This is a genomic window from Rhodococcus sp. G6(2025), from assembly GCF_058628105.1.
The window spans coordinates 7149085-7168852 of the sequence record NZ_CP179750.1 but is presented as its reverse complement, the minus strand read 5'-3'; the positions used below and the strand labels follow the sequence as shown (position 1 = coordinate 7168852).

General features: G+C 63.1%; 16 protein-coding genes and 3 pseudogenes. 8 read left to right on the top strand and 11 right to left on the bottom strand.

Annotated features, from left to right (window positions below; translation table 11 throughout):
- Nucleotides 1-68 precede the first annotated feature (68 nt).
- Nucleotides 69-923 carry an alpha/beta fold hydrolase gene (locus tag ACLIVD_RS33195; RefSeq protein ID WP_491931380.1) on the top strand — a complete coding sequence of 285 codons (855 nt, stop codon included), beginning with the start codon at nucleotides 69-71 and terminating at the stop codon, nucleotides 921-923.
- Between the two features lie 9 nt (nucleotides 924-932).
- On the opposite strand, the gene ACLIVD_RS33190 is transcribed toward ACLIVD_RS33195, so the two are convergent.
- A complete protein-coding gene (locus ACLIVD_RS33190) occupies nucleotides 933-1862 on the bottom strand; it encodes a LysR family transcriptional regulator (RefSeq protein WP_005256640.1) in 930 nt (309 codons plus the stop codon).
- A gap of 123 nt (nucleotides 1863-1985) precedes the next feature.
- Between ACLIVD_RS33190 and ACLIVD_RS33185 the strand changes: the two genes are divergently transcribed.
- Both ACLIVD_RS33185 and ACLIVD_RS33180 read left to right on the top strand, forming a co-directional pair.
- Nucleotides 1986-3356 carry an MFS transporter gene (locus tag ACLIVD_RS33185; RefSeq protein ID WP_491931379.1) on the top strand — a complete coding sequence of 457 codons (1371 nt, stop codon included), beginning with the start codon at nucleotides 1986-1988 and terminating at the stop codon, nucleotides 3354-3356.
- 36 nt (nucleotides 3357-3392) lie between these two features.
- The gene (locus ACLIVD_RS33180) at nucleotides 3393-5009 is read left to right on the top strand and encodes an amidohydrolase (RefSeq protein ID WP_491931378.1); all 1617 of its coding nucleotides are present in this window, start codon (nucleotides 3393-3395) and stop codon (nucleotides 5007-5009) included.
- A gap of 157 nt (nucleotides 5010-5166) precedes the next feature.
- On the opposite strand, the pseudogene ACLIVD_RS33175 reads toward ACLIVD_RS33180, so the two are convergent.
- The 3 genes and pseudogenes from ACLIVD_RS33175 to ACLIVD_RS33165 all read right to left on the bottom strand — a co-directional run.
- Nucleotides 5167-5442: pseudogene (locus ACLIVD_RS33175) on the bottom strand (YciI family protein); the annotation flags it as partial.
- A 90-nt stretch (nucleotides 5443-5532) separates the two neighbouring features.
- Nucleotides 5533-6708 (bottom strand): Nramp family divalent metal transporter, encoded by a 1176-nt coding sequence (locus ACLIVD_RS33170; protein WP_280781145.1) that lies wholly within the window; start codon nucleotides 6706-6708, stop codon nucleotides 5533-5535.
- A gap of 365 nt (nucleotides 6709-7073) precedes the next feature.
- Entirely contained in the window at nucleotides 7074-8012 is a 939-nt protein-coding gene (locus ACLIVD_RS33165; protein ID WP_491931377.1) for a dihydrodipicolinate synthase family protein, read from the bottom strand.
- A 174-nt stretch (nucleotides 8013-8186) separates the two neighbouring features.
- Between ACLIVD_RS33165 and ACLIVD_RS33160 the strand changes: the two genes are divergently transcribed.
- Both ACLIVD_RS33160 and ACLIVD_RS33155 read left to right on the top strand, forming a co-directional pair.
- Complete coding sequence (locus ACLIVD_RS33160) at nucleotides 8187-9275, top strand: LacI family DNA-binding transcriptional regulator (RefSeq protein ID WP_283351299.1); 1089 nt, start codon at nucleotides 8187-8189, stop codon at nucleotides 9273-9275.
- 250 nt (nucleotides 9276-9525) lie between these two features.
- Nucleotides 9526-9618, top strand: a pseudogene (locus tag ACLIVD_RS33155) (TetR family transcriptional regulator); the annotation flags it as partial.
- A gap of 280 nt (nucleotides 9619-9898) precedes the next feature.
- Here the strand turns inward: ACLIVD_RS33155 and ACLIVD_RS33150 are convergent.
- Together ACLIVD_RS33150 and ACLIVD_RS33145 are read right to left on the bottom strand one after the other, a co-directional pair.
- Nucleotides 9899-10297, bottom strand: a complete 399-nt coding sequence (locus ACLIVD_RS33150) for an MmcQ/YjbR family DNA-binding protein (protein WP_283351300.1) — start codon at nucleotides 10295-10297, stop codon at nucleotides 9899-9901.
- Entirely contained in the window at nucleotides 10294-10680 is a 387-nt protein-coding gene (locus tag ACLIVD_RS33145) for an MmcQ/YjbR family DNA-binding protein (protein ID WP_283351301.1), read from the bottom strand. The genes ACLIVD_RS33150 and ACLIVD_RS33145 overlap by 4 nt, the downstream gene beginning before the upstream one ends.
- Nucleotides 10681-12067: 1387 nt before the next feature.
- Here ACLIVD_RS33145 and ACLIVD_RS33140 point away from each other — a divergent pair.
- The 3 genes and pseudogenes from ACLIVD_RS33140 to ACLIVD_RS33130 form a co-directional block, all read left to right on the top strand.
- Entirely contained in the window at nucleotides 12068-13498 is a 1431-nt protein-coding gene (locus tag ACLIVD_RS33140; RefSeq protein WP_283351475.1) for an APC family permease, read from the top strand.
- Nucleotides 13499-13651: 153 nt separating this feature from the next.
- Nucleotides 13652-14593 carry an alpha/beta hydrolase gene (locus tag ACLIVD_RS33135; RefSeq protein WP_491931376.1) on the top strand — a complete coding sequence of 314 codons (942 nt, stop codon included), beginning with the start codon at nucleotides 13652-13654 and terminating at the stop codon, nucleotides 14591-14593.
- A 536-nt stretch (nucleotides 14594-15129) separates the two neighbouring features.
- Nucleotides 15130-15642 (top strand): annotated as a pseudogene (locus ACLIVD_RS33130) (histidine phosphatase family protein); the annotation flags it as partial.
- A 124-nt stretch (nucleotides 15643-15766) separates the two neighbouring features.
- Here the strand turns inward: ACLIVD_RS33130 and ACLIVD_RS33125 are convergent.
- The 5 genes from ACLIVD_RS33125 to ACLIVD_RS33105 all read right to left on the bottom strand — a co-directional run bounded on the left by ACLIVD_RS33125 (nucleotide 15767) and on the right by ACLIVD_RS33105 (nucleotide 19758).
- Nucleotides 15767-16147 carry a DMT family transporter gene (locus ACLIVD_RS33125; protein ID WP_283351303.1) on the bottom strand — a complete coding sequence of 127 codons (381 nt, stop codon included), beginning with the start codon at nucleotides 16145-16147 and terminating at the stop codon, nucleotides 15767-15769.
- A gap of 236 nt (nucleotides 16148-16383) precedes the next feature.
- Nucleotides 16384-17250: an SDR family NAD(P)-dependent oxidoreductase gene (locus tag ACLIVD_RS33120; protein WP_491931375.1), complete on the bottom strand. Its 867-nt coding sequence runs from the start codon at nucleotides 17248-17250 to the stop codon at nucleotides 16384-16386.
- A 46-nt stretch (nucleotides 17251-17296) separates the two neighbouring features.
- Nucleotides 17297-18076: an HpcH/HpaI aldolase family protein gene (locus ACLIVD_RS33115; RefSeq protein ID WP_491931374.1), complete on the bottom strand. Its 780-nt coding sequence runs from the start codon at nucleotides 18074-18076 to the stop codon at nucleotides 17297-17299.
- Nucleotides 18077-18098: 22 nt separating this feature from the next.
- Nucleotides 18099-18917, bottom strand: a complete 819-nt coding sequence (locus ACLIVD_RS33110) for an alpha/beta fold hydrolase (protein ID WP_317568753.1) — start codon at nucleotides 18915-18917, stop codon at nucleotides 18099-18101.
- Between the two features lie 85 nt (nucleotides 18918-19002).
- Complete coding sequence (locus ACLIVD_RS33105; protein WP_317568754.1) at nucleotides 19003-19758, bottom strand: SDR family NAD(P)-dependent oxidoreductase; 756 nt, start codon at nucleotides 19756-19758, stop codon at nucleotides 19003-19005.
- Nucleotides 19759-19768 lie beyond the last annotated feature (10 nt).

The window sequence follows — 19768 nt, the reverse complement described above, 5'->3', positions numbered from 1 at the left end:
ACTTACATCCTCCGGCTAGCGTAATGGTTAACATCCTAGTTTAACCATTACGTCTCGGGAGGATGATCATGACTCGACAGCAGATCTCCAGCACGGTCGACACCGACCGGTGGCGCCTGCCCGACCGGCCGACGGTGGACGGCGCCACCATCGCGGCGGGAGTCTTCGGCGACGGACCGCCCGTCGTTCTCGTGCACGGCACGCCCTCGTCGTCGTATCTGTGGCGCGCGGTGATTCCCCGCCTCGCCGAGCGGAACACGGTGTACGTCTGGGATCTCCCGGGCTACGGTGACTCGCCTCCGATTCCCGGCGAGCCGGTGGCGATCCGCACGCACGCGCGCGTGCTCGCCCGGCTGGTCGAGCATTGGGGACTCGAACGGCCTGTGCTGGTCGGCCACGACATCGGTGCGGCGACGGTGCTCCGGGCACACCTCGTCGAGGGAGTCCCGGTCCGGCGCATCGCACTCCTCGACGCGGCGGTGCTCTCGCCGTGGGTGACGCCGGTGGCGCAGCACATGCAACGCCACCTCGACGTGTACCGCACGATGCCGACGCACATCTTTCAGCGGATCACCGAGGCGCACCTCGACACCGCGACGCGCCGTCGGCTGCCGGCGTCCGTCGCGGAGGCCTACCTCGGTCCTTTCGCGGGCGCGAGCGGGCAGCAGCGTTACCTCGACCAGGTCCAATATTTCGACGAACGCGACACCGCCGACGTCGTCGAGAAACTCGGCACCGTGAAGGTGCCGGTGCAGATCGTGTGGGGTGCGGACGACGAATGGCTGGACCGGTCGTTCGCCGACGATCTCGCGGGCCGCATCCCCGGGGCGCGAGCGACGCTCGTGCCCGGCGCCGGGCACTTCCTCACCGAGGACGAGCCCGCCCTCGTGGCGCAGGCTCTCGCCGACTTCCTCGCGCAGTGAACGCCGGTGTCACGGTCGGTCGGGCGTGTGCAGTGGGTCGGCAATCGTGATCTCCGCCGTCGGCGTCAGGACGTTTCGGTGGTAGTCGGAGATCGAATCGACGAGTGCCGACACTGCGGGCGCGGCGAAGTGGTCGGGATCCCAGCCCGCATAGAGGGTGACGGCGAGGATGCCTTCGGGGATCTGGATCGGCACGCGGATGAGGTTGAAGAGGGGTTGATCGGTCAGTACAGCAACCCCCTGGCCCGATGCGGCGAGTGCTCTGGCCACAGATGTCACTGACACAACCCGGGGGTCGACGTAGGCGAGGCCTTGGCCGGCGGTGGCGGTGTCGAATGCGAGTCGGGCAGCGTTGTTGCGGTGCATCAGGATGAGCGATTCTCGAACGAGGTCGGCTAAGGCGACTTGGGTCTGTCCGGCCAGGGGATGTTCCGGTGATGCCAGCGCGCACACCGGGGCGCGGCCGATGACTCGGGTCTCCATCGACCCGGGTGGAGGGAACGTCGAGATGCCGATGTCGGCATCTCCGCGCTGGACCACGTCGTACACGGTGCGGGTATCCCGCTCGATGATGTCGTTCAGTCCTGACCTCAGGTATCGACCAGCGAGATACGGTGCGAGGACGTCGGCGATGGTGGTCGCCGGCGCCGCAATCGTCAGCGGGATGTCGTCGCCTCGGGCGAGGTGCCTGAGTACTGAACTCGCTTGGTCGGCCCGCGCCACGAGGTCGCGGGCGAGCGGCAGGAAACGTTCGCCTGCGACACTCAGACGTAGGGCGCCCGGTCCGCGGCGAAACAATTCGACACCCAACTTCTGCTGCAAATTGTGAAGTTGCCGGGAGAGCGAAGGTTGCGCCACTCTCACCGCGCGGGCGGCCGCCGTAACCGACCCGTGGTCGACGACCGCGAGGAAGTACCGAAGTACACGTATCTCCACCATGCCTCCTAGGCATTGGCCTGCTGCGAAATGGATATTGGACGGTTATAGCAGCACTCTGCACACTTATCTCCACGCACGTGACTGTGAGCCGGCTCATGGCTCCGTTTCTTTCGAGGAGAAGGCATGAACGCTATATCCGGCCCGGTTTCCGAGGCCGTCCCGAACCTTCGCGAGGCTCGGAGAGCAGGCTTCGGCGCGCTGATCGGCACCACGGTGGAGTGGTACGACTTCTTCATCTTCGGTACCGCGGCCGCACTCGCTTTCGGGCCCGTGTTCTTCCCGTCGGCATCGCCGACCGTGGGACTGCTCGCCTCGTTCGCGACGTTCTGGTCAGGTTTCCTGGCCCGTCCTCTCGGGGGTGTGGTGTTCGGTCATCTCGGCGATCGGATCGGCCGGAAGAAGACGCTGATCACCACCCTCGTCCTGATGGGTCTGTCCAGTACCGCCATCGGACTTTTGCCCGGCTACGCGTCGATCGGCATCGCCGCTCCAGTTCTGCTCATCCTGCTCCGGATGATTCAAGGACTCGCGTTGGGCGGCGAGTGGGGTGGTGCGGTGTTGATCGCCGCCGAGCACGCGCCGCCCGGCCGACGGATGCTGTTCGGTGCTTTCGCGCAGCAGGGATCGCCCGTCGGCAACATCTTGGCGACCCTCGCCTTTCTGGGCGTCAGCACACTCCCGGCTGACGATTTCGCCTCCTGGGGCTGGCGGATCCCATTCCTCTTCTCGGCGGTACTGCTTCTGGTCGGGTTGATCATTCGAATCGGCGTAGAGGAATCACCGGAATTCCTTGCAGCGAAGGAGCATGGGGAAATTTCCGAGGCGCCGGCACTCGAAACCATCCGAACCGCTCCCGTCCCGCTCCTTCTCGGAATCGGAGCCGCGGCGATCGGTGTCGGTGGAGCCTATTTCATGGGCACGTTCATGGTTGCGTGGACGACCACGGACCTGGGTGTCAGCCGATCGACGATCTTGTCGGCTTTGCTGCTGGCAACGGTCGTGCAGTTCTTCGTCCAACCCATCGGCGCACTCCTGGCGGATCGCTTCGGGGGGACGCGAATCATGGTGACGGCGCTGGTCGCCACGGTGATTTTGACGCCGCTTGTTTATGCGCTGGTCAACACAGGGGACATTGGTCTGATCTACGTCGGCCTCGCCCTCGGTGCTCTGACGAGTCCGGCGTACTTTGCCGTGTTGGCCGGTTTCCTCGCGCAAGCGTTCGACGCCCGGATCCGCTATACCGGTATCTCTTTGGCTTACCAGTTGTCGGCCACGTTGATCGGCGGAATGGTGCCGTTCATCGCTCAGTGGCTCCTCGCCGGCAGCGGTATCGCCATGGTGGCGTTGTACCACGTGGCCCTCACCTTGCTCACCTTGGCGTGTGTGGTCCTGCTCGCCCGGCGAACGCGAACTCGGCCCGCCCCTCACTCGGAGCGCACAGATGCCAGCCTCAACGTCGCGACCGAGCGTCACGTCGTTGCCGAAGTCGACTGAACACCACCATCACCATCACGATCTAAGGACCATCTCATGAATGCACCCGCACGACCGCGCATCGTTCGCGGACGTCGAATCCTCACCTCCGCTGCGGAATCCGCCAACGCGATCGCGATGATCGGTGACCGTATCGTTGCGCTCGGCGACTCCGACGATCTGCACCGACAATTCCCCACCGCATGGGTCGACGACAGGGGAGACGCCGTGATCTCACCCGGATTTCACGACGCACACCTGCACCTCGCTATGGCCGCCGAGAACGAACTGAAGCTCGACGTGTCACCCTCGCAGGCGTCCACGCTCACGCAGCTACTCGACAAAGTCGGTGCTGCGGCCAAGGAGGACCCTGCACAGGGCTGGGTCCGTGCGGTGGGCTACGACGACGCAAAGATGCCCGAAGGTCGGGTTCTGACCCGCTGGGACCTGGACACCGTCACCGGGAACGTTCCCACGATCGTCCTCCACGTCGCCTGTCATTGGGGAGTGGTCAACTCCGCAGCGCTCGCCGCGGGAGGCATCACCGACAATTCGGAGCCGCCCAGCGGAGGTGACTTCGGACGGGACGGAACTGGTCGGCTCAACGGCATTCTCTATGAGCGCGCTCTCACCGATTTCGCCTACGCCCAGGGCGATGTCGACGGGAGGACGGTCGTACCCGAGTTGGGACTCGACGAGCGGATAGCAGCGCTAGGGAATGTAATTCGCCGTTGGCACGCAGCAGGGTTGACATCGGTCTGCGACGCATTTGCCGGGCCCGCGGACATTCGCCTTTTCGAGGCAGCTCGCGAGCAAGGCCTGTTGACGATGCGTGTCGGATTCCTTCTCGCCGCCGAGCACTACGACTCAGTACACCGGCTCGGCCTACGCTCGGGTTTCGGCGACGACTACCTGCGCTTCGTCGGAGTGAAGGCGCTCGTCGACGGCGCTGTCGGGGGACGAACCCTCCTGCTGGAAGAGCCGGACCACGACACCGGTCATCACGGCATCCAGGTGCTCACCCGTGAGGAACTCGCGGAGGTGGTCCAGAAGGTGCACGGTGACGGCAACCGAGTCTGCGTCCACGCCAACGGCGACCGCGCCATCCGGCTCGTCCTCGACGAATACGAAACCGCGCAGAAGAAGATGCCGCGACCAGGACTGCGGCACCGCATCGAACACTGCAGTGTGGTGGACGAGGGCATCTTGCGGCGCATGAACGAGCTTTCCGCGATCGCGGTCCCCTTCGGCAACTACGTCCATCAACATGGCAGCCATCTGATCGATTGGTACGGCGAGGACCGGGTAGAGCGGATGTTTGCCCACCGGGCGTTCCTCGATGCCGGAGTCGCAGTGGCGGGGTCCTCCGACTTCCCCTGTGGAGCAGTGGAACCCCTCCTGGCGATGCAGAGCATGGTCACTCGAACCGGGTGGGACGGTGCCCTCGTCGGGTCGTCGCAACGTGTCTCGCCGACCGAAGCCCTCGCGATCTACACAGCAGGATCAGCGGTTGCCACCGGCGAGGAAGACCGCAAGGGCACACTCGCCGCAGGCCAGCTCGCCGACTTCGTGGTCCTGGACGAGGATCCGCTGGAAGTGCCGCACGACCAGATCTCGAAAATCGGCGTCCAATCAACGTTTGTCGGGGGCGCGGAGGTATACACGCGAGACTGAGACGATGAGCCGGCGGAGCGAGTGAACCATCGCCTTGCCGGTTCTGTCAGGAGTCGATGCTCTCGGTGCGCACGCTTCCACGCTGTCCTGGCTCGGCACGGTGATCGCGACTCCCGCATTGTGGCTGGTCACTTGCATCGTTGCCATGCGATATGGGGAGACGACCCATCACCGGCGTCCATTCGAGAATTCGATGTTCGGGTACGAGTTCCTGGATGACGAAGGGATCCTGCGTGAAGAGTTGTGCCACCGTTGCGGTGGTGTCGGACTCCACGAGGATGAAGGCACCGCTGTCATCGGCGTACGGACCGCAGGCGATGACGATCTGGCGGTCGACCAATTCGGAGAGCCATGCTCGGTGTTCGGATCGGTACGTGTCACGTCCTGCGGCGGTCTGGGCTGAGTAGGTGTAGTCGACGACGAAGAGTGGCATGGTTTCTGATTCCTCGCGGATTGCTTCGGGGGGTGGATGCAGCAGTCGAGCGGCACACTGCGGTGTGCAGTGTGCCGCCCCATGTCGGTGTTAGCCGAGCAGTTCGTAGATCAGCAGGCCGGACAGGGACAGGATCGAGAGGAATCCCAGGGCGCCGATGATGTTCTTCCACCAGGTGTTGCGGAGGTTGCCCATCAGCTGACGGTTGTTGCTCATCACGAAGAGCAGGAGCCCGAGGAACGGTGCGATCAGCACGGTCAACGCCTGGGCGAAGATGATCAGCTGGACAGGGGATTTCGTGAACAGGATCGTGATCAGGAGTCCGAAGCCGAGGATCACGGCGCTGGTACGTTTGGCTGTCGGTGTGCTGGGCGACGGTCCTTTGCCGAGCGCGTCGGAGAGCATGGTGCCTCCGGCGGTGGCGTTGGCGACCATCGCGGAGAACGCGGCCCCGGACAGCCCGAGCGCGAAGATGGTCGATCCGATCGGGCCGGCGATGGGTTCGAAGATCTTGGCCAGGCCTGCGAGGGTGGTTGCTTCGGTGTTCTGCCGGCCGAGGACAGCGGCGGCGACGATGATCACGAGCGAGGTCATGATGCCGGGTGCCACGATGCCCGGGATGGTGTCGGCGATGGTGGTTTGCCGGTATTCGGCTGCGGTGCGCTTGCGTTCGTGGGTGCCGTAGGACGTGAAGAAAGCGGCGTTGAGGGAGAAGTTGGTGCCGACGAGGGCCACGACGAGCAGTTGTCCACCCGGCGGGATGCTCGGGACGAGTCCGTGCACGGCCTGGAACCAGTCGGGTTGGGCGATGACGGCACTGAAGACGAAGGTGGCCGCGAGGAGGGCGACGATCACCAGCAGGACGCGTTCGACGGTTCGATAGACGTTGCGGAACAACAGGATCAGTCCGACGAAGACTGTGCAGACGGCGGACCACACTATCGGGGACCCGCCGAAGACCATCGACAGTCCCAGGCCGGATCCGACGGCGTTGCCCACGGAGAAACACAGGGTGATGATGAAGACACCGATGCCGGCGGAGACGCCGACGCGTCGGCCCAGGATGTCTTTGACCGAGCTGATCATCGATACGGGCGTGCGGATGCCGAGGCGGACACTCATGTCGGCGTAGACCAGCATGAAAATCGTCGAGACGGCGATCACCCAGATCAGGGAGTAGCTGTACTCGCTGCCGGCCTGGACGGCACTGGCGAGGTTGCCGGGCCCGAACTGCCAGGCTCCGGCGATGAATGCGGGACCGGCCATGGCCAGGGTCCGAACCCAGTACCGCCGCTGGGGCCGGACGCGACCTCCGGGTGGCGGAGGGGTGTCTGCGACCACTGAACCGCCTCCGACGGGATCGGCTGATGTGCGAGATGGCTGACTCATCGGTGAGCCTACTTTCTGGTGTTCGAACCGCAGACGAGGAGTGTGGCGCAACTGACGATGGGGCATCCGACGCTGCCGGCTCGGGAGGGGCGAACGGAACCTGCGGCCGGGAGTGGGCCGGGTCTGCTGCGGGCGGTGCCGGCCGGCCCGGGGTGTCCGGGCCGGGCGGCAGAACCGGCACGCGGCGCGGTGGCACCGCGTGCGGCGGATTCGGTGAATCCGACGTGACGGGTCGAGCGGGGTCAGGCGTGGGCGACGACCGAGGTCAGCTCGGCCGACTGCAGCGCGGCGGCGATTTCGGCACCAGCGCCCTCGGCGAGCGGCAGCAACGGTGAGCGCACGGTGGCGTGTTCGAGGATTCCGCGGGCGACGAGGCCTTCCTTGAGGGCGACGGTGCCTTCCATGTGCGAGCCGCGGTGGTAGACGTTCGCCGTCACCGGCAGGAGGCGGTCGTGGATGGCCCGGGCCGCGGGGTAGTCCTTGGCCTTGCCTGCCGCGATGAGTTCGACCAGCGGCTCGGGCGCGAGTCCGCCGTAGCCGACGAGCAGGCCGTCGACGTCGAAGATGGTGTGCAGAAGGTACTCGTCGTGGCAGCTCAGGATCTGCAGGTCGGGGTTCTCGCGGCGCAGGACCGGGATCTCACGGTCCCAGCGGCGCATGTTCCGCACGCCGTTCTTGGTGGCGAACACACCGGGCTGGGCGGCGATCTCGAGCTGGGTGTCCAGGTTGTACGTGGCCTTGGTGGCGTCGGGGTACTGGAACAGGATCAGCGGCAGCCCGGACCCTTCGTGAATCGCCTTGTACCGATCCTGCGGGGCGCCGTCCTGGTAACCGAACCGCAGCCATCCGTGGGAGGGGTACACCAGGCCGGCCGAGGCGCCCGCGTCGACTGCGCGGCGGGCCTCCTCCACGGAGACCGCGGTGCCTTCGCCGGTGATGCCGGCGATGATCGGCAGCCGGCCGTCGACGGACTCCTTGAAGGCGGCGATGACGCGAACCTGCTCGTCCTGGGTGAGGAAGGTGCCCTCGCCGGCGTGGCCGAGCACGACCAGGCCCTTGACGCCGTCGACACTGCCGAGCCACGAGCCGAGGCGCTGGATGGCGTCGTAGTCGACGGCGCCGTCACGGGTGAAGGGTGTCACCGGCGCCGGTGTGAGGCCGCGGAGGTCGATTGTGCTCATGATCGCTCTTTTCCATCGAAGGAGATTTTTGCAAACGTTCCCGGGAACGTTCCCGTGAACGATTTCATCGTGCGATACGATCGTGTCTGTGTCAAGGGTCACGTTCTGAATCGGATGTGATCAGGCCTTACCTCACGCGCGGAGGGCCGGGCCGAGGCGGTAGAGAGGAAGACCATGGAAGCCAATGGGAGCGCGCCCCAGCGGGCGCGGGACGGTAAGCACGTCGTGACGCTGCGTGAAGTGGCGGACGCGGCGGGGGTGAGCACCTCGACCGTCAGCCGGGTGCTCGACGATCGCGTTCCACCGTCCCGCTCCGCTACCGCCGAACGAGTGCGGGCGGTCGCCGATCAACTGGGCTACCGGCGCAACACCTTCGCGTCGAGCCTGCGCCGCGGGCAGACCGCGACGATCGGCGTCCTCGTCCCACGGTTGAGCGACACCGTCATGGCCTTGATGTACGAGGCGATCAGCCGGGCCGCGACCCGCCTCGGCTACTTCACGGTCGTCGCCACGACGGGGGACAACCCCGCCGACGAGTCCGACGCGGCGAGGACGCTGCTCGCCCGGAACGTAGACGGCCTGATCGTCGCCTCGAGCCGGCGCGACGACCCGCTGCCGCGCGAGCTGCGGGAGCGCGGCGTGCCGCACGCGCTCGTGCTCAGAACCGACGGGATCAGTCCGTCCTCGGTCGGCGACGACGAGGCGGGCGGCTATCTCGCCACCCGTCATCTGATCGACCTCGGGCACACCGACATCGCCGTCCTGTCGGGCCCGTTGTTCGCGTCCACCGCCGTCGGTCGTCTGGCCGGGGCGCGAAAGGCGCTGCGGGAAGCGGGAATCGCGGAAGTGCCCGAGTGGATCGTCGAAACGACGTTCGGCATCGAGGACGGCGAGGAGGCCGGGAACCGGCTCTTCCGCTCCGCGTCCCGTCCAACCGCGGTCTTCGCCGCCAACGACAATCTCGCGCTCGGAGTCGTGGCTGCCGCGCACAGATGCTCGTTGACAGTCGGCGACGACGTCGCCCTGGTCGGCTACAACGACATCCCACTGTCGCAACGTCTTCCGGTCCCGCTCACCTCGGTGCGCACCCCGTTCGACCAGATCGCCGCCACCGCGCTCGATCTGATGCTCGCCACCACCCCCGTCGACGATCCGATCCGGCGCGCGATGCCCACCCTGATCCCGCGACGCTCGTCCGGGTCGCACCGGGCCACCATCGCGGCGGGCCCGCAGACCGCCGGTAATGTGCACCACCGCGAATAGTGACTGACGACTGATGTCGGCGAGGCTGGTCCGTGGGATGATCGAGTCGGGCACTCCGAAGGAGTCCCGAACGACTGCTCACATGGTGGTGAAGGACGGCGGTGCCCCGGGTGCGCGCTGCCGTGGAGATTCGCCGGGTGCGGCACCTGAAAAAGAGGAGCGGACCATGACTGATGTTGCCGTGCAGCGTCGGCCACGAAACCGCAAGCAGCTCATCGTCGCCGCTGCGGAGAAGTAGTTCGAGCGCCGGGGTTTTCACGATGCCGCGATCGCGGACATCGCGGCCGATGTCGGTATCACCGGTCCGGCGTTGTATCGCCATTTCCGAGGTAAGCAGAATCTGCTCGCCGCGGCGGTCGAGTTCGAGATCGAGGTGCTCGAGGCGGCCTACGCTGCCCCGCAGCCGGGGCTTCGGGACCTGCTCGAGTATGCTTCCGCTGCGCAACCATTCGCCCGATCGGACTGTCGGACGCCAGGAGATGATCCTGCCCGACCACGTCCGACAGGTCGGACGGCCGTAGGCGGTCCGCCAGCGGACGCGATGTGTCGTCCACGTCAAACAACGATGGGGGCCTCTCCACAACCATCAGTATCCTTCTTCCTGCGTCCTATCCTGTTGCGGCTCAGTCGGAAATGTGACGATCGATCGCTTCCCGCGCATCGTCCGGGCGATCACGGCGAGGTACTCGCTCGACGACGAGTGCATACGAGCCGGCGACAAGGTTCTCCACCAGGTCGGTCGTCACGCCCGGCCCCGCGGCGATCGAAAGCCAGTGTCGTTTGTCGAGGTATCGTCCGGGGCCGACGCTTTCGTGGGAGCGCTGCAGCGCGCGCCCGTGGTCTGGGTCCACTTTGACGGTGACGATCCGCTCGGCAGGATCCTCGGTGACGATCAGGAACACCTTGCCGGCGACCTTGTACACGTCCAGTCCCTCGGTGAAGGGATACCCGTGGCTGACCCCGGGAAGATCCTCGGCGGTACGCCGAGCGGCCTGCTCTACCCGATGCCCTGAGACCGTCATGCCCGGCCCTGTCCAAACCGATCCGGGTCGATCGGCCGCTGCGTTCTCGGCAGCTTTTCCACGACCAGGAGATACGACTCCGTCACCAGATCGTCGACTAGCTGCGCGTCGATGTCCCCACCTGGCGTCAGCGTGATCCAGTGTTGCTTGTTCATGTGATAGCCCGGCGTGATGTGCTCGTGCGAGGCTTGCAATGCCTTCCCCTCCGCCGGGTCCGTTTTCAAGATCACCATCGGCTCACCTGTCACGTGCGTCAGGAGCATGAATATCTTCCCGCGGACCTTGAACACACCCCATCCGTCGCCGAACGGATGCTCCAACCCCGCCCCGGGCAGCTCCTCCGCCCGCGCGGCCGCACGCTCCTGCAACTTCGTCGCCTCCATGCGAGCTCCTTCCGTCGTAGAAGTACGTACTACCGTACGCACTATGGCTGATCGCATATCGCCACGACCAGAGGTGGGATCTGGCTGATGGTCCGCAAGGGGATCGCGAACGACCCGTCACGAAATGCGCGAATCAGGAAGGCCGCCTTGGATATCGTTGCTGGGGAGGGGCTGCGGGCCGCCACCTCGACCTATTGCTGATCGTGCCGGTGTGGCGTTGGGATCGGTGACCTATCATTTCGTTGATCTGGACGAAATTTTCGCCAGGCGGATCATCCCGTGCCACCGAGTGGGAACTGAGGTTGATTCGCGAGATCTACGCGTACGGCTCTGTCAGCCACCGGGTGCGAAACCTCATCCGTGCCTTCGTAGAAAGCTCCCTCTTAGCTCTGCAGACCCACTTCCCGGAACCGGCAACACGCTCGCTGGAGGCGCTGTGTCGAGGGCTGGTGGATCTACCAGCCCTGGACCCCGAGGCCTTGGATTAGGACATGGTCCGAGACGCAATTGACGCAATCGCCGACAAATTCGGTCCTGTCACCCGCATGGCTGACTCGTCATGCCCGGCAAGTTGTTTACTCGTGCCGTGCCAGTTGACCTGGTTCTGCTTCTGGTTCGCCCACTGACAGCGTGAGTCTATTGCGAGCCTGCTGGGAGACGCGGCGGGCTGCGATCAGCGGTGGTTACATCGGCTGAGGATCCGGGCAGCGGTTGCAGCTGAGGCGGGCACTGGTGTTTCAGGAAGGAGAATGAAGGCGGGGTTGGGTAGCGCTCCGACCTGATGTGCGTCCTCCTACAGGACGGAAGCGGCGTCAAAACTGGGAAGTCAACAGTTGTCGGCGGTGCAATCGCAGCAGTTGATTCCACACCGCGTTGGCGGACTTCCTGCGAGCTCGACAGGCCGTCGCGGGCCGATACTTCACGCGGTTGGGTTCCGCATTGTGAAATCATCTCCGATGCGGGTCAATCGGGTGGAACGGTCAATCGGCAGTCCCTTCTGCATAACCCGCAATGTGGTCTTGATCTTGATTCCGTAATGCGGACCGATTTCCTGGGGATTTGTCGACTCGCTTGACGGCCGAGTTCGGCAACGAGCACAGTCACATCGAATCGTGACTCAGATCACGTCGTAGGTCTGCTGCGGAAGGGGGGCGGTGTTAGATCCCGCCAGCACGTCTTCCGCGCTCTCGCGCCGGATGACTCCGACATCCGCATCCGCATCCGAAGGCCCAACTCGGCTCATTCGGTTGAGCGCAGCCGCATCTCCGCCGCACACCTGTCGTCGCTGAACAGTTTCGGCAACAGACGTCCTGAGAACACATTCGTGTGTCGGTGACCAATTCCAGAAGGGCAGTACATGATTGACAAAGGTGTAAGTGTGGCCACAATGGATGGCGTACTCGAAGAAAAGGCTCCCGCGCTCAGGGGCAATATGGGCACCTTGGGGCTGTTCTTCAGTGTGATGGCCTTCAATGCCCCCCTCGTCGTGGTAATTGGCGTCATCCCATTCATGATTGCCTTCGGGAACGGCATTGGCACGCCGATCCTCTTCGTCATCGGCGGCCTGATCGTGGCGGCTTTCGCCACGGGATTCTTGCGAATGTCGGACGTCATTCAGCGTCCCGGCGCGTTCTATGCATTCGTAACGGCCGGCCTCGGGAAGAGAATCGGTCTCGGATCCGGCCTTGCCATGCTGCTCGCATACTTCTGCGTCTGCGCGGGCTACCTGCCCTTCGGTGGCGTCATATTTGGCACCCTCGTCACGAATACCTTCCACGGCCCTGACCTACCCTGGTATGTCTGGGCGTTCGTGCTCTGGCTGATCGTCGCAGTCCTCGGCTATCTCCGCGTCGACTTCTCGGCAAAGGTCACCGCCGTAGTTCTGTGCGGAGAACTGATCGTCGTCTTCATCTACAACGCGGTGATCTTCGCGCGTGGGGGTGCCGAGGGACTGAGCGCGGCACCCTTCAGTCCTAGCAATTGGTTCGACGGATCGTTGTCCATCGGACTGCTCTTGGCCAGCGGCATGTTCGGCGGCTATGAGGTGACCGTCTTGTTCCGCGATGAAGTGCGCAATCCTGAAAAAACGATCCCCCGGGCAACCTACGGACTCATCGCCTGCGCCGTCGTCATCTACGTGACGACGACGTGGCTGTTCATCAACGCACTCGGAGTTGACGACGCGGCGTCACTGGTCGTGGCCGACCCCACCGGCGCCATGGATTCGACATTCGTCACCTTCGGAAGCCACTTCCTTTTCGATGCTGCCTCGATGTTGGTCATCACCAGCGCTCTCGCTGTGATCGTCTGCGCGCACAACGTCGGCGCGCGTTATTTGTTCAACCTGAGCGCTGACGGAGTCTTTCCCCGTTCCCTGAGCGGTGTGCACCCGCGCCACGGATCACCCTACGTGGCATCGATGGTGATGAGTGCGGCCGCGCTCGCCCTGAACGCCGCCGTAGTCGTACTCCACATCGACGAGATGGCCTTCTATGCCGCGTTGCTGGGTGTTGCTGCGCTGACAGGTATTACGGTGCAGTTCCTCACGGCTGTCGCAGTTCCGGCCTACCTGAAGCGAACAGGCAATCACAAAGACCACGTGATGAAATCAATCGTGCTTCCCCTGGCCGCTGCCGTGGGCTTCGGTACGGTCATGGTGCTGTCCATTCTCAACTTCCACATCCTCACCGGTGGATCGCAGACCATGTCCAACATTCTTCTCGCCTTCGTCTACGGATTCTTCGCCTTCGGTTTCGTGTTGGCACTCGCCTTGCGACGGTGGCGACCGCAGGTCTATCAGCGAATCGGGCGGCAGTAGAAGGCGACAGCTTCCCACCGGACTACCTGATCTCCGTGGTGTCCGTGGCAGGAGATTGGGTGCTCCGGGCGTGCTCTCACGGCCATGTGAGGGCACGCCCGGTCGCTGCGGGTAAATCGACCCGAACACGATTACGTCAAGATAAGAGGTTTCATGACCGACGACCGTAGCAATGCAGGTAACGCTGGAATGTCCCCCGAGGCTTGGGAGGAATGGTTCGCCGACAAGCACATCACGACCGAGGATCGCGCGGCATACGCGGACGCAGACGATACCTGGCCCGAGTACTCACTCGGCTCGAACTCGCGTCCGCGTGAGGGCGTGCCAGCGGGTTCGATCACGGTCCGTCAGCACACGAGCTCGGTCGCGTACCCAGGAATCGAGCGGGACTATCGGGTGTACGTTCCGGCACAGTACGACGGCTCGGAGCCGGCGTCGTTGATCGTCTTCCTCGACGGACTGGAATACCTTGCGGGGGATTTCCGCGCCAACGTGGTGCTGGACAACCTCATTGCCGAGGGCGAAATCCCCCTGACCCTTGCCGTGTTCATCGAGGCGGGAAAGACGGGACCCGGGTACCCGATCTTCGGTGGTGCGGACAACCGAAGCATCGAGTTCGACTCGATCGACGACACCTGGACACGGTTCCTCATCGAGGAGCTGCTCCCGGACGCGGTAGGTGAGCTGAACGTGTCGACGAAGCCACGCGACCACGTCATCGTCGGCTTCAGCTCGGGCGGCAACGCGTCCTTCACAGCGGCGTGGCACCGGCCGGACTTCTTCGGCAATGTCATCACACACTGCGGTTCTTTCGTCGACATCCGCGGCGGCCACAACCACGCACCGCAGGTGAGACGGAACCCGCGCAAGCCGATTCGGATGTGGCTCCAGAGCGGGCGACGCGACGCGCGTGTGGTCTTCGGGGACCTCGCGATCGCCAACCAGGACATGGCAGCGGCACTGGAGTACCGCTATTACGACCATCAGTTCGTCTTCGGCGAGGGCGGCCATACCTTGCGCCACGGTGGTTCGGTGTTTCCTCGGACAATCCGCTGGATCTGGCGCGACCACCAATCCACCACCGGCACGTACTGACCACCACCGGCACTGGGCCCCCAAGAGCGGGCACAACCCACACCTCAACGAGTATCAGGCATTCAACTTCCAACCACTCGATTTCATCGCGCAGCACTGACAGTCGCCATGCCGGAGCTGGTCCGGCGCCGAGGTGCAGATTCGTCGCCGGACCAGCTCAGCGGGCTGTCAATTCTTCTTCGGTAATCGTGGTCTCCGCCGACGCACGCGGCGGCGCCGTTCTGCGGCTCAACAACATTCAGTGCACATAGTTGTGTTGAAAAGTGAATGTTTCCGTCCGCCACCTAGGAAAGAAGCTACCAATGGTTCACAGAGTTTCGAGTCTCACGAAAACCGGGTTCCGTCGCAGCGCTTGCAGCCTTGCGAGTTGCGGCACCGAAGCCGACGATGCATCTACACCAGACGCCAACTCGAACACTGCACTCAGCAACCCTGAGAAACCCATCACCATTACATTCATGCGCCACGGGCAAGTCTGCCGGCAACGTATCCAAGATTATTGATACCTCCACGCCGGGGCCAGCACCGAACAGGGACGGAAGCAAGCTCAGGTTGCCTCCGATGCCCTTGTGGGTCAGGGCTTCGACGGGGTGTACGCCTCGACAATGGTGAGAACACAGCAAACCGCCCAGCCCGGGGCGGAAGCAGTGAACGAGCCGGTCGAGGTGCTCCCGGGTCTCCAGGAAATCGAAGCCGGCGACCTGGAAGGCAGGCCGGAGGCGGAGGCCGTGGCAGCGTATGACGCCCCTTTCTACGATTGGCTACAGGGAAACCGTGACTCACGTATGTCCGGCTCGGTCGACGGCAACGAATTCGACCAGCGTTTCGACAAGGCCGTCGAAGAGATCTACGCGAGCGGTGATACAAACCCCATTGTCTTTGCGCACGGACCTTCGATTCCTACCTGGGTCCTCTTGAACGTGAGGAACCCCGATTTGAGCCCTTTCACAACCGACCCTCTCCCCAACACCGGATACATCGTTGTCACCGGTACTCCGGAGACAGGATGGACGCTGACCGACTGGAATGGAAAGCAGATCTCTCAGTAGGCCGAAGACGTCGCCCGGTGTGATCGGGTACCTGCCCAGGGCGGCAGCACTACTGTCGCCGGCAGAGCGGGCGCAACCCGCCCTGCCGGGGCCACCCCGTGCACCGGTATGCCAGAATTGCACCTCACCGTGATTGGGTGCTTACTTCGTCATCCGAAGCTGGGTTCGATGAAGTGCCGTGCCCGGTGCTACCGAGATTCAGTAGTCCCACGCCAACGACGATGAGCGCTAATCCCGCTATGGCCACACCGGAGAGTGATTCTCGGAAGAACACCACACCGAGGATTGCCACGATCGTTGTTCCTGCAGCGGCCCATATTGCGTAGCCGACGCTAACCGGGAGCCCGCGGTTGAGCGCCAGGCCGAGCAAAGTGAAGCTGCACACGTAGCCGATCACAACCAGGAGGGAGGGCGGGAGCTTGCTGAAGCCTTCGGACACTTTCAATGACAGCGTTGCGACGATCTCGCACACGATGGCGCCGGCGAGCAACACGTAGGCGATCACGCGTCGACCTCCGAAAGCTCACGACGGTCTTGCACCGCTCGGTGCGCGATCCACAACGCGCCATCGTCGATAGTTGTGTTCGTAGACATGCTTTCCTTGCCGGGACCGCTTACGACGACCCATGTGACGGTTACGCGGATGAATTCAAGGTGTGGTGCCGACACTATCGCCCACAACGTGTCCAGATTTCGCCGGCGGTGTTGCCGATGCGTCCGGTGATTGATCCGACGCCGAAGTCAGATGCACCGGGCGCTCAGCCCACCGTCGATTGGCAGAAGAACTCCGTTGACGTAGGCGGCGCGGTCGCTCATGAGGAACAACGCGGCGTTGGCGACGTCCCAGGGAGTGCCCATCTGTCCGGTCGGGCTGGCGGCATGGCGGGCGGCGAGTTCCTTGTCGAGGTCGACCTCGGGTCCCCTCGCCTGGCGTCCGATCGGAGTGTCGATGAGTCCGGGAAGGATGGCATTCGCTCGGATGCCGCGTTTGGCGTAAGTGAGCGCGAGCGAGATCGTCAGCTGATTCACCGCTGCCTTGCTGGCGTTGTACACCGGGTACACGTATCCCGTGTCACGAATGCTGGCCAACGATGACACGTTGACGATCGAGCCCTTCCCGCGGGCGAGCATGTGGGGCAGGGCGTGGCGGATGGTGAGGTAGCAGCTGGTGGCATTAAGCGCCATTCCCTTGTCCCAGCCGGCCCGATCGAGGTCGACGATTTCGCCTGGAATTGTGACACCGACGTTGTTGTGCACCGCCAGCGGCGGCTCCCATTCGGCGGCTATCGCCGAGTAGGCGCGGACCACGTCGTCCTCCGAGGTGACGTCCGCCTGGACGCTGAGTGCCGTCCCGCCTTCGCCGATGATTTGCTGGGTGACGACGTCGGCGGCGTGACCGTCGACATCGATGCAGGCGACCCCCGCACCGGCTCGGGCGAAAGTCATCGCCGCCGCTTGACCATTACTCAGGCTGTCGGCGCGGGACCCGGCACCGAATACGGCGACGACGATGCCGTCGAGTTCACCGGCAGCGGAGGACGAGCGGCTCGCTTCCTCGTGTCGCACCGAGCTGCTGCCAGGTGCTTCGGGTGAGACGTGTTGTGACACTGTATTTCTCCTGTGGGATGGAGCGATCACGCGTAGGGACAGAAAATTAGAACCAGCTGTGCAGTCGTGGCTCGCGGCCGAGTTCTGTTGCGATTGACCGAATTTGCCGAATCATGAGACCAATGTCGGACCCTAACGACACCATACGGAATCCTTGATCGCGTCGAGTAATTGCTTCTTCGGTGCTGCGTGCGACGAGGCCGGCGTGAATGCCGCGTGCTCCGGCCCGCTCTAGGATGTCGAGATTGATCTCCGCAACGCCGGGCCCTTCCCATTCGCCGACAGCCCCGCGGCTCGCCGACATATCTCCGGGACCTAGGAAAATAGCTTCAGTCTGGGCGACCGACAAGATCGAGTCGAGATTGTCATAAGCTTCTTGGGTCTCGATCATCGGCAAGAACATAAGTTCGTCGTTGGCAGACTTCACATAGTTTTCCAACTCCAGGCCCCAGGTGACGCTGCGTTCACCGCCGATGCCCCGTCGCCCGATAGGTGGGTAGTAAATGTGCTGTCGGACGGATTCGACCTGGGCGGCGTTGTTGATGAGCGGAACGATCAACCCGTGGGCGCCTACATCGAGTGCCCGTTTGATCGGTTCGAGGGCTTGGGTGGGGGGTCGGACGAAGACAGACAGTTGGCTACCGCGTGCTGCGGCGAGATGGCTCTGAATGTCTTTGTAATTCAGGTAGCCATGTTCCATGTCGATGCAGATCCAGTCCAGCCCCAGGACTGCAGCAACTTCGGTTACGGCGGCGGCTTCCGAGGTGACCCACATCCCGTAGGCGGTTTCGTTTGCGGCAAGTCTGGCTCGCAGAGCTTCATTCATGGTTCTTGTCCTGTGAATAGGCTTAGTGTTCGGCGGTCACCGATGTGGGAAGTGCGCAGAATTCGAGCAGTTGTCGATTGAACTCGACTGCCTCGCTGACATGTGGTTGGTGTCCGCTATTCTCGAAAATCGTTAAGCGGCTGATGGGAATCTGGTTCGCAACCCACTCCATCCCTTCCGAATGGTAATAATTTGTGAACCGAGAGGTCACAACCCAGGTGGGAACAGGAATTCGCGGTAGGACGTCACGCCAATCAGAGACGAAGTGGTTGAGGAAAAGTCTAGAAACCGCAGCGTGATCGAAGGTCGCCCAAGGTTCTTCCGCCATGGCTGAGCCGGGAGGCAGTGGGGGTTCTTGGTCTTCGTTGCTCCATTTGATACGGAAATTTACACAGTCATCGACATTACTCCAGTTCACGCCTTTGACGCCCCAGTGCCAGTCTTCGTCGTTGACTATCTTCGGCGACTGATCAATATAGACAAAGCGCTCGATCCGATCAGAGCCGGAGATCATGAACATCGCGAGCGATACCGACACTCCCATGGAATGCCCCACCAGGGTCACCTGATCGAGATCCAGCGCCGAAATCAATTCGCGGACGTCCTGACCCATACGTGCGATCGTTTGTCCGTGCAGCGGTTTCTGGGAGTCGCCGTGACCCCGAAGGTCGAGTGCTATTACTCGATGACCGGCAGCCATAAGCGCCTCACGTTGATACTCCCAGTGTCCTCGTCGACAACCGTAACCATGCAGGAAGAGGAAGGCGCGGCCGACGCCTTCATCGTCGTAGATCAACTCAACATCGTCGGACGTAATGAACGACAATCCGTGTCCTGACACCTGACCTCCTTCTAAGGGATTGAGATAAACGGACGAATGCACTCTGCTCCGATGCCGTGGAGCACGAACCTCTGTCACGGTGTAGCTATATGTTCAGCAGTCCTGCAGCGACGAATCCGCCGTCGACTGGCAGGGTATGTCCGGTGATATAACCGGCCTGTTCTGAAGTGAGAAACCCAACGGCGAAAGCGATTTCCTCAGGGTTGCCATACCGCCGCAACGGAATGTGGCTGTAATAAGACTTTCGAGTTTCTTCGCTGTGCGTCACATGGGCGAGAGGCGTCTCGATGGGACCGGGTGCAACAGCGTTTGCCGTGATACCCGCATGCCCGAGTTCGACGGCAAATTGGCGGGTCAAAGCGTCGACGCCGGCTTTAGCTGACCCATATGCGGTGCGGCCGACGCCGGCCCGGATCCCGCTGATCGAGCTGACGTTGACGATCCGCCCCCACCTGTGCTCGGCCATCATCTTCGCCGCCCGTTGGCTGCATCGGAAAGCCCCAGTCAGGTTGATGTTCAACGTTTTTTCCCATACGTCATCGGGAAACGACAAAATATCGTGCACTTGTGAAATGCCCGCGTTGTTCACGAGAATGTCGCATCGGCCATGATTTATAGCGAGATCGTCGAAAGTCGACCGGATCGATTCCTTGTCCCCGATGTCTATGTGCTGAGGTTCGGCGCTGTAAGACTGGGCGTTCAGCGCAGTTGCAACCTGTTCTGCGCTTGAAATATCGCGATCTGCGACGATGATGTGGTGTCCGGCACTTGCGAGAACTTCGGCGCACGCAGCACCGATTCCGGAGCCCGCACCCGTGATTACTGCTATGCGGGTATCCATTGTTTCCTCC

Excerpts from the sequence above, each read along its gene's own strand:
- ACLIVD_RS33160 (WP_283351299.1), top strand. The coding sequence starts at position 8,187 with ATGGAAGCCAATGGGAGCGCGCCCCAGCGGGCGCGGGACGGTAAGCAC.
- ACLIVD_RS33150 (WP_283351300.1), bottom strand. The coding sequence starts at position 10,297 with ATGACGGTCTCAGGGCATCGGGTAGAGCAGGCCGCTCGGCGTACCGCC.
- ACLIVD_RS33145 (WP_283351301.1), bottom strand. The coding sequence starts at position 10,680 with ATGGAGGCGACGAAGTTGCAGGAGCGTGCGGCCGCGCGGGCGGAGGAG.
- ACLIVD_RS33190 (WP_005256640.1), bottom strand. The coding sequence starts at position 1,862 with ATGGTGGAGATACGTGTACTTCGGTACTTCCTCGCGGTCGTCGACCAC.
- ACLIVD_RS33115 (WP_491931374.1), bottom strand. The coding sequence starts at position 18,076 with ATGAATGAAGCTCTGCGAGCCAGACTTGCCGCAAACGAAACCGCCTAC.
- ACLIVD_RS33185 (WP_491931379.1), top strand. The coding sequence starts at position 1,986 with ATGAACGCTATATCCGGCCCGGTTTCCGAGGCCGTCCCGAACCTTCGC.
- ACLIVD_RS33135 (WP_491931376.1), top strand. The coding sequence starts at position 13,652 with ATGACCGACGACCGTAGCAATGCAGGTAACGCTGGAATGTCCCCCGAG.
- ACLIVD_RS33140 (WP_283351475.1), top strand. The coding sequence starts at position 12,068 with ATGGATGGCGTACTCGAAGAAAAGGCTCCCGCGCTCAGGGGCAATATG.
- ACLIVD_RS33105 (WP_317568754.1), bottom strand. The coding sequence starts at position 19,758 with ATGGATACCCGCATAGCAGTAATCACGGGTGCGGGCTCCGGAATCGGT.
- ACLIVD_RS33165 (WP_491931377.1), bottom strand. The coding sequence starts at position 8,012 with ATGAGCACAATCGACCTCCGCGGCCTCACACCGGCGCCGGTGACACCC.
- ACLIVD_RS33170 (WP_280781145.1), bottom strand. The coding sequence starts at position 6,708 with ATGGCCGGTCCCGCATTCATCGCCGGAGCCTGGCAGTTCGGGCCCGGC.
- ACLIVD_RS33180 (WP_491931378.1), top strand. The coding sequence starts at position 3,393 with ATGAATGCACCCGCACGACCGCGCATCGTTCGCGGACGTCGAATCCTC.
- ACLIVD_RS33195 (WP_491931380.1), top strand. The coding sequence starts at position 69 with ATGACTCGACAGCAGATCTCCAGCACGGTCGACACCGACCGGTGGCGC.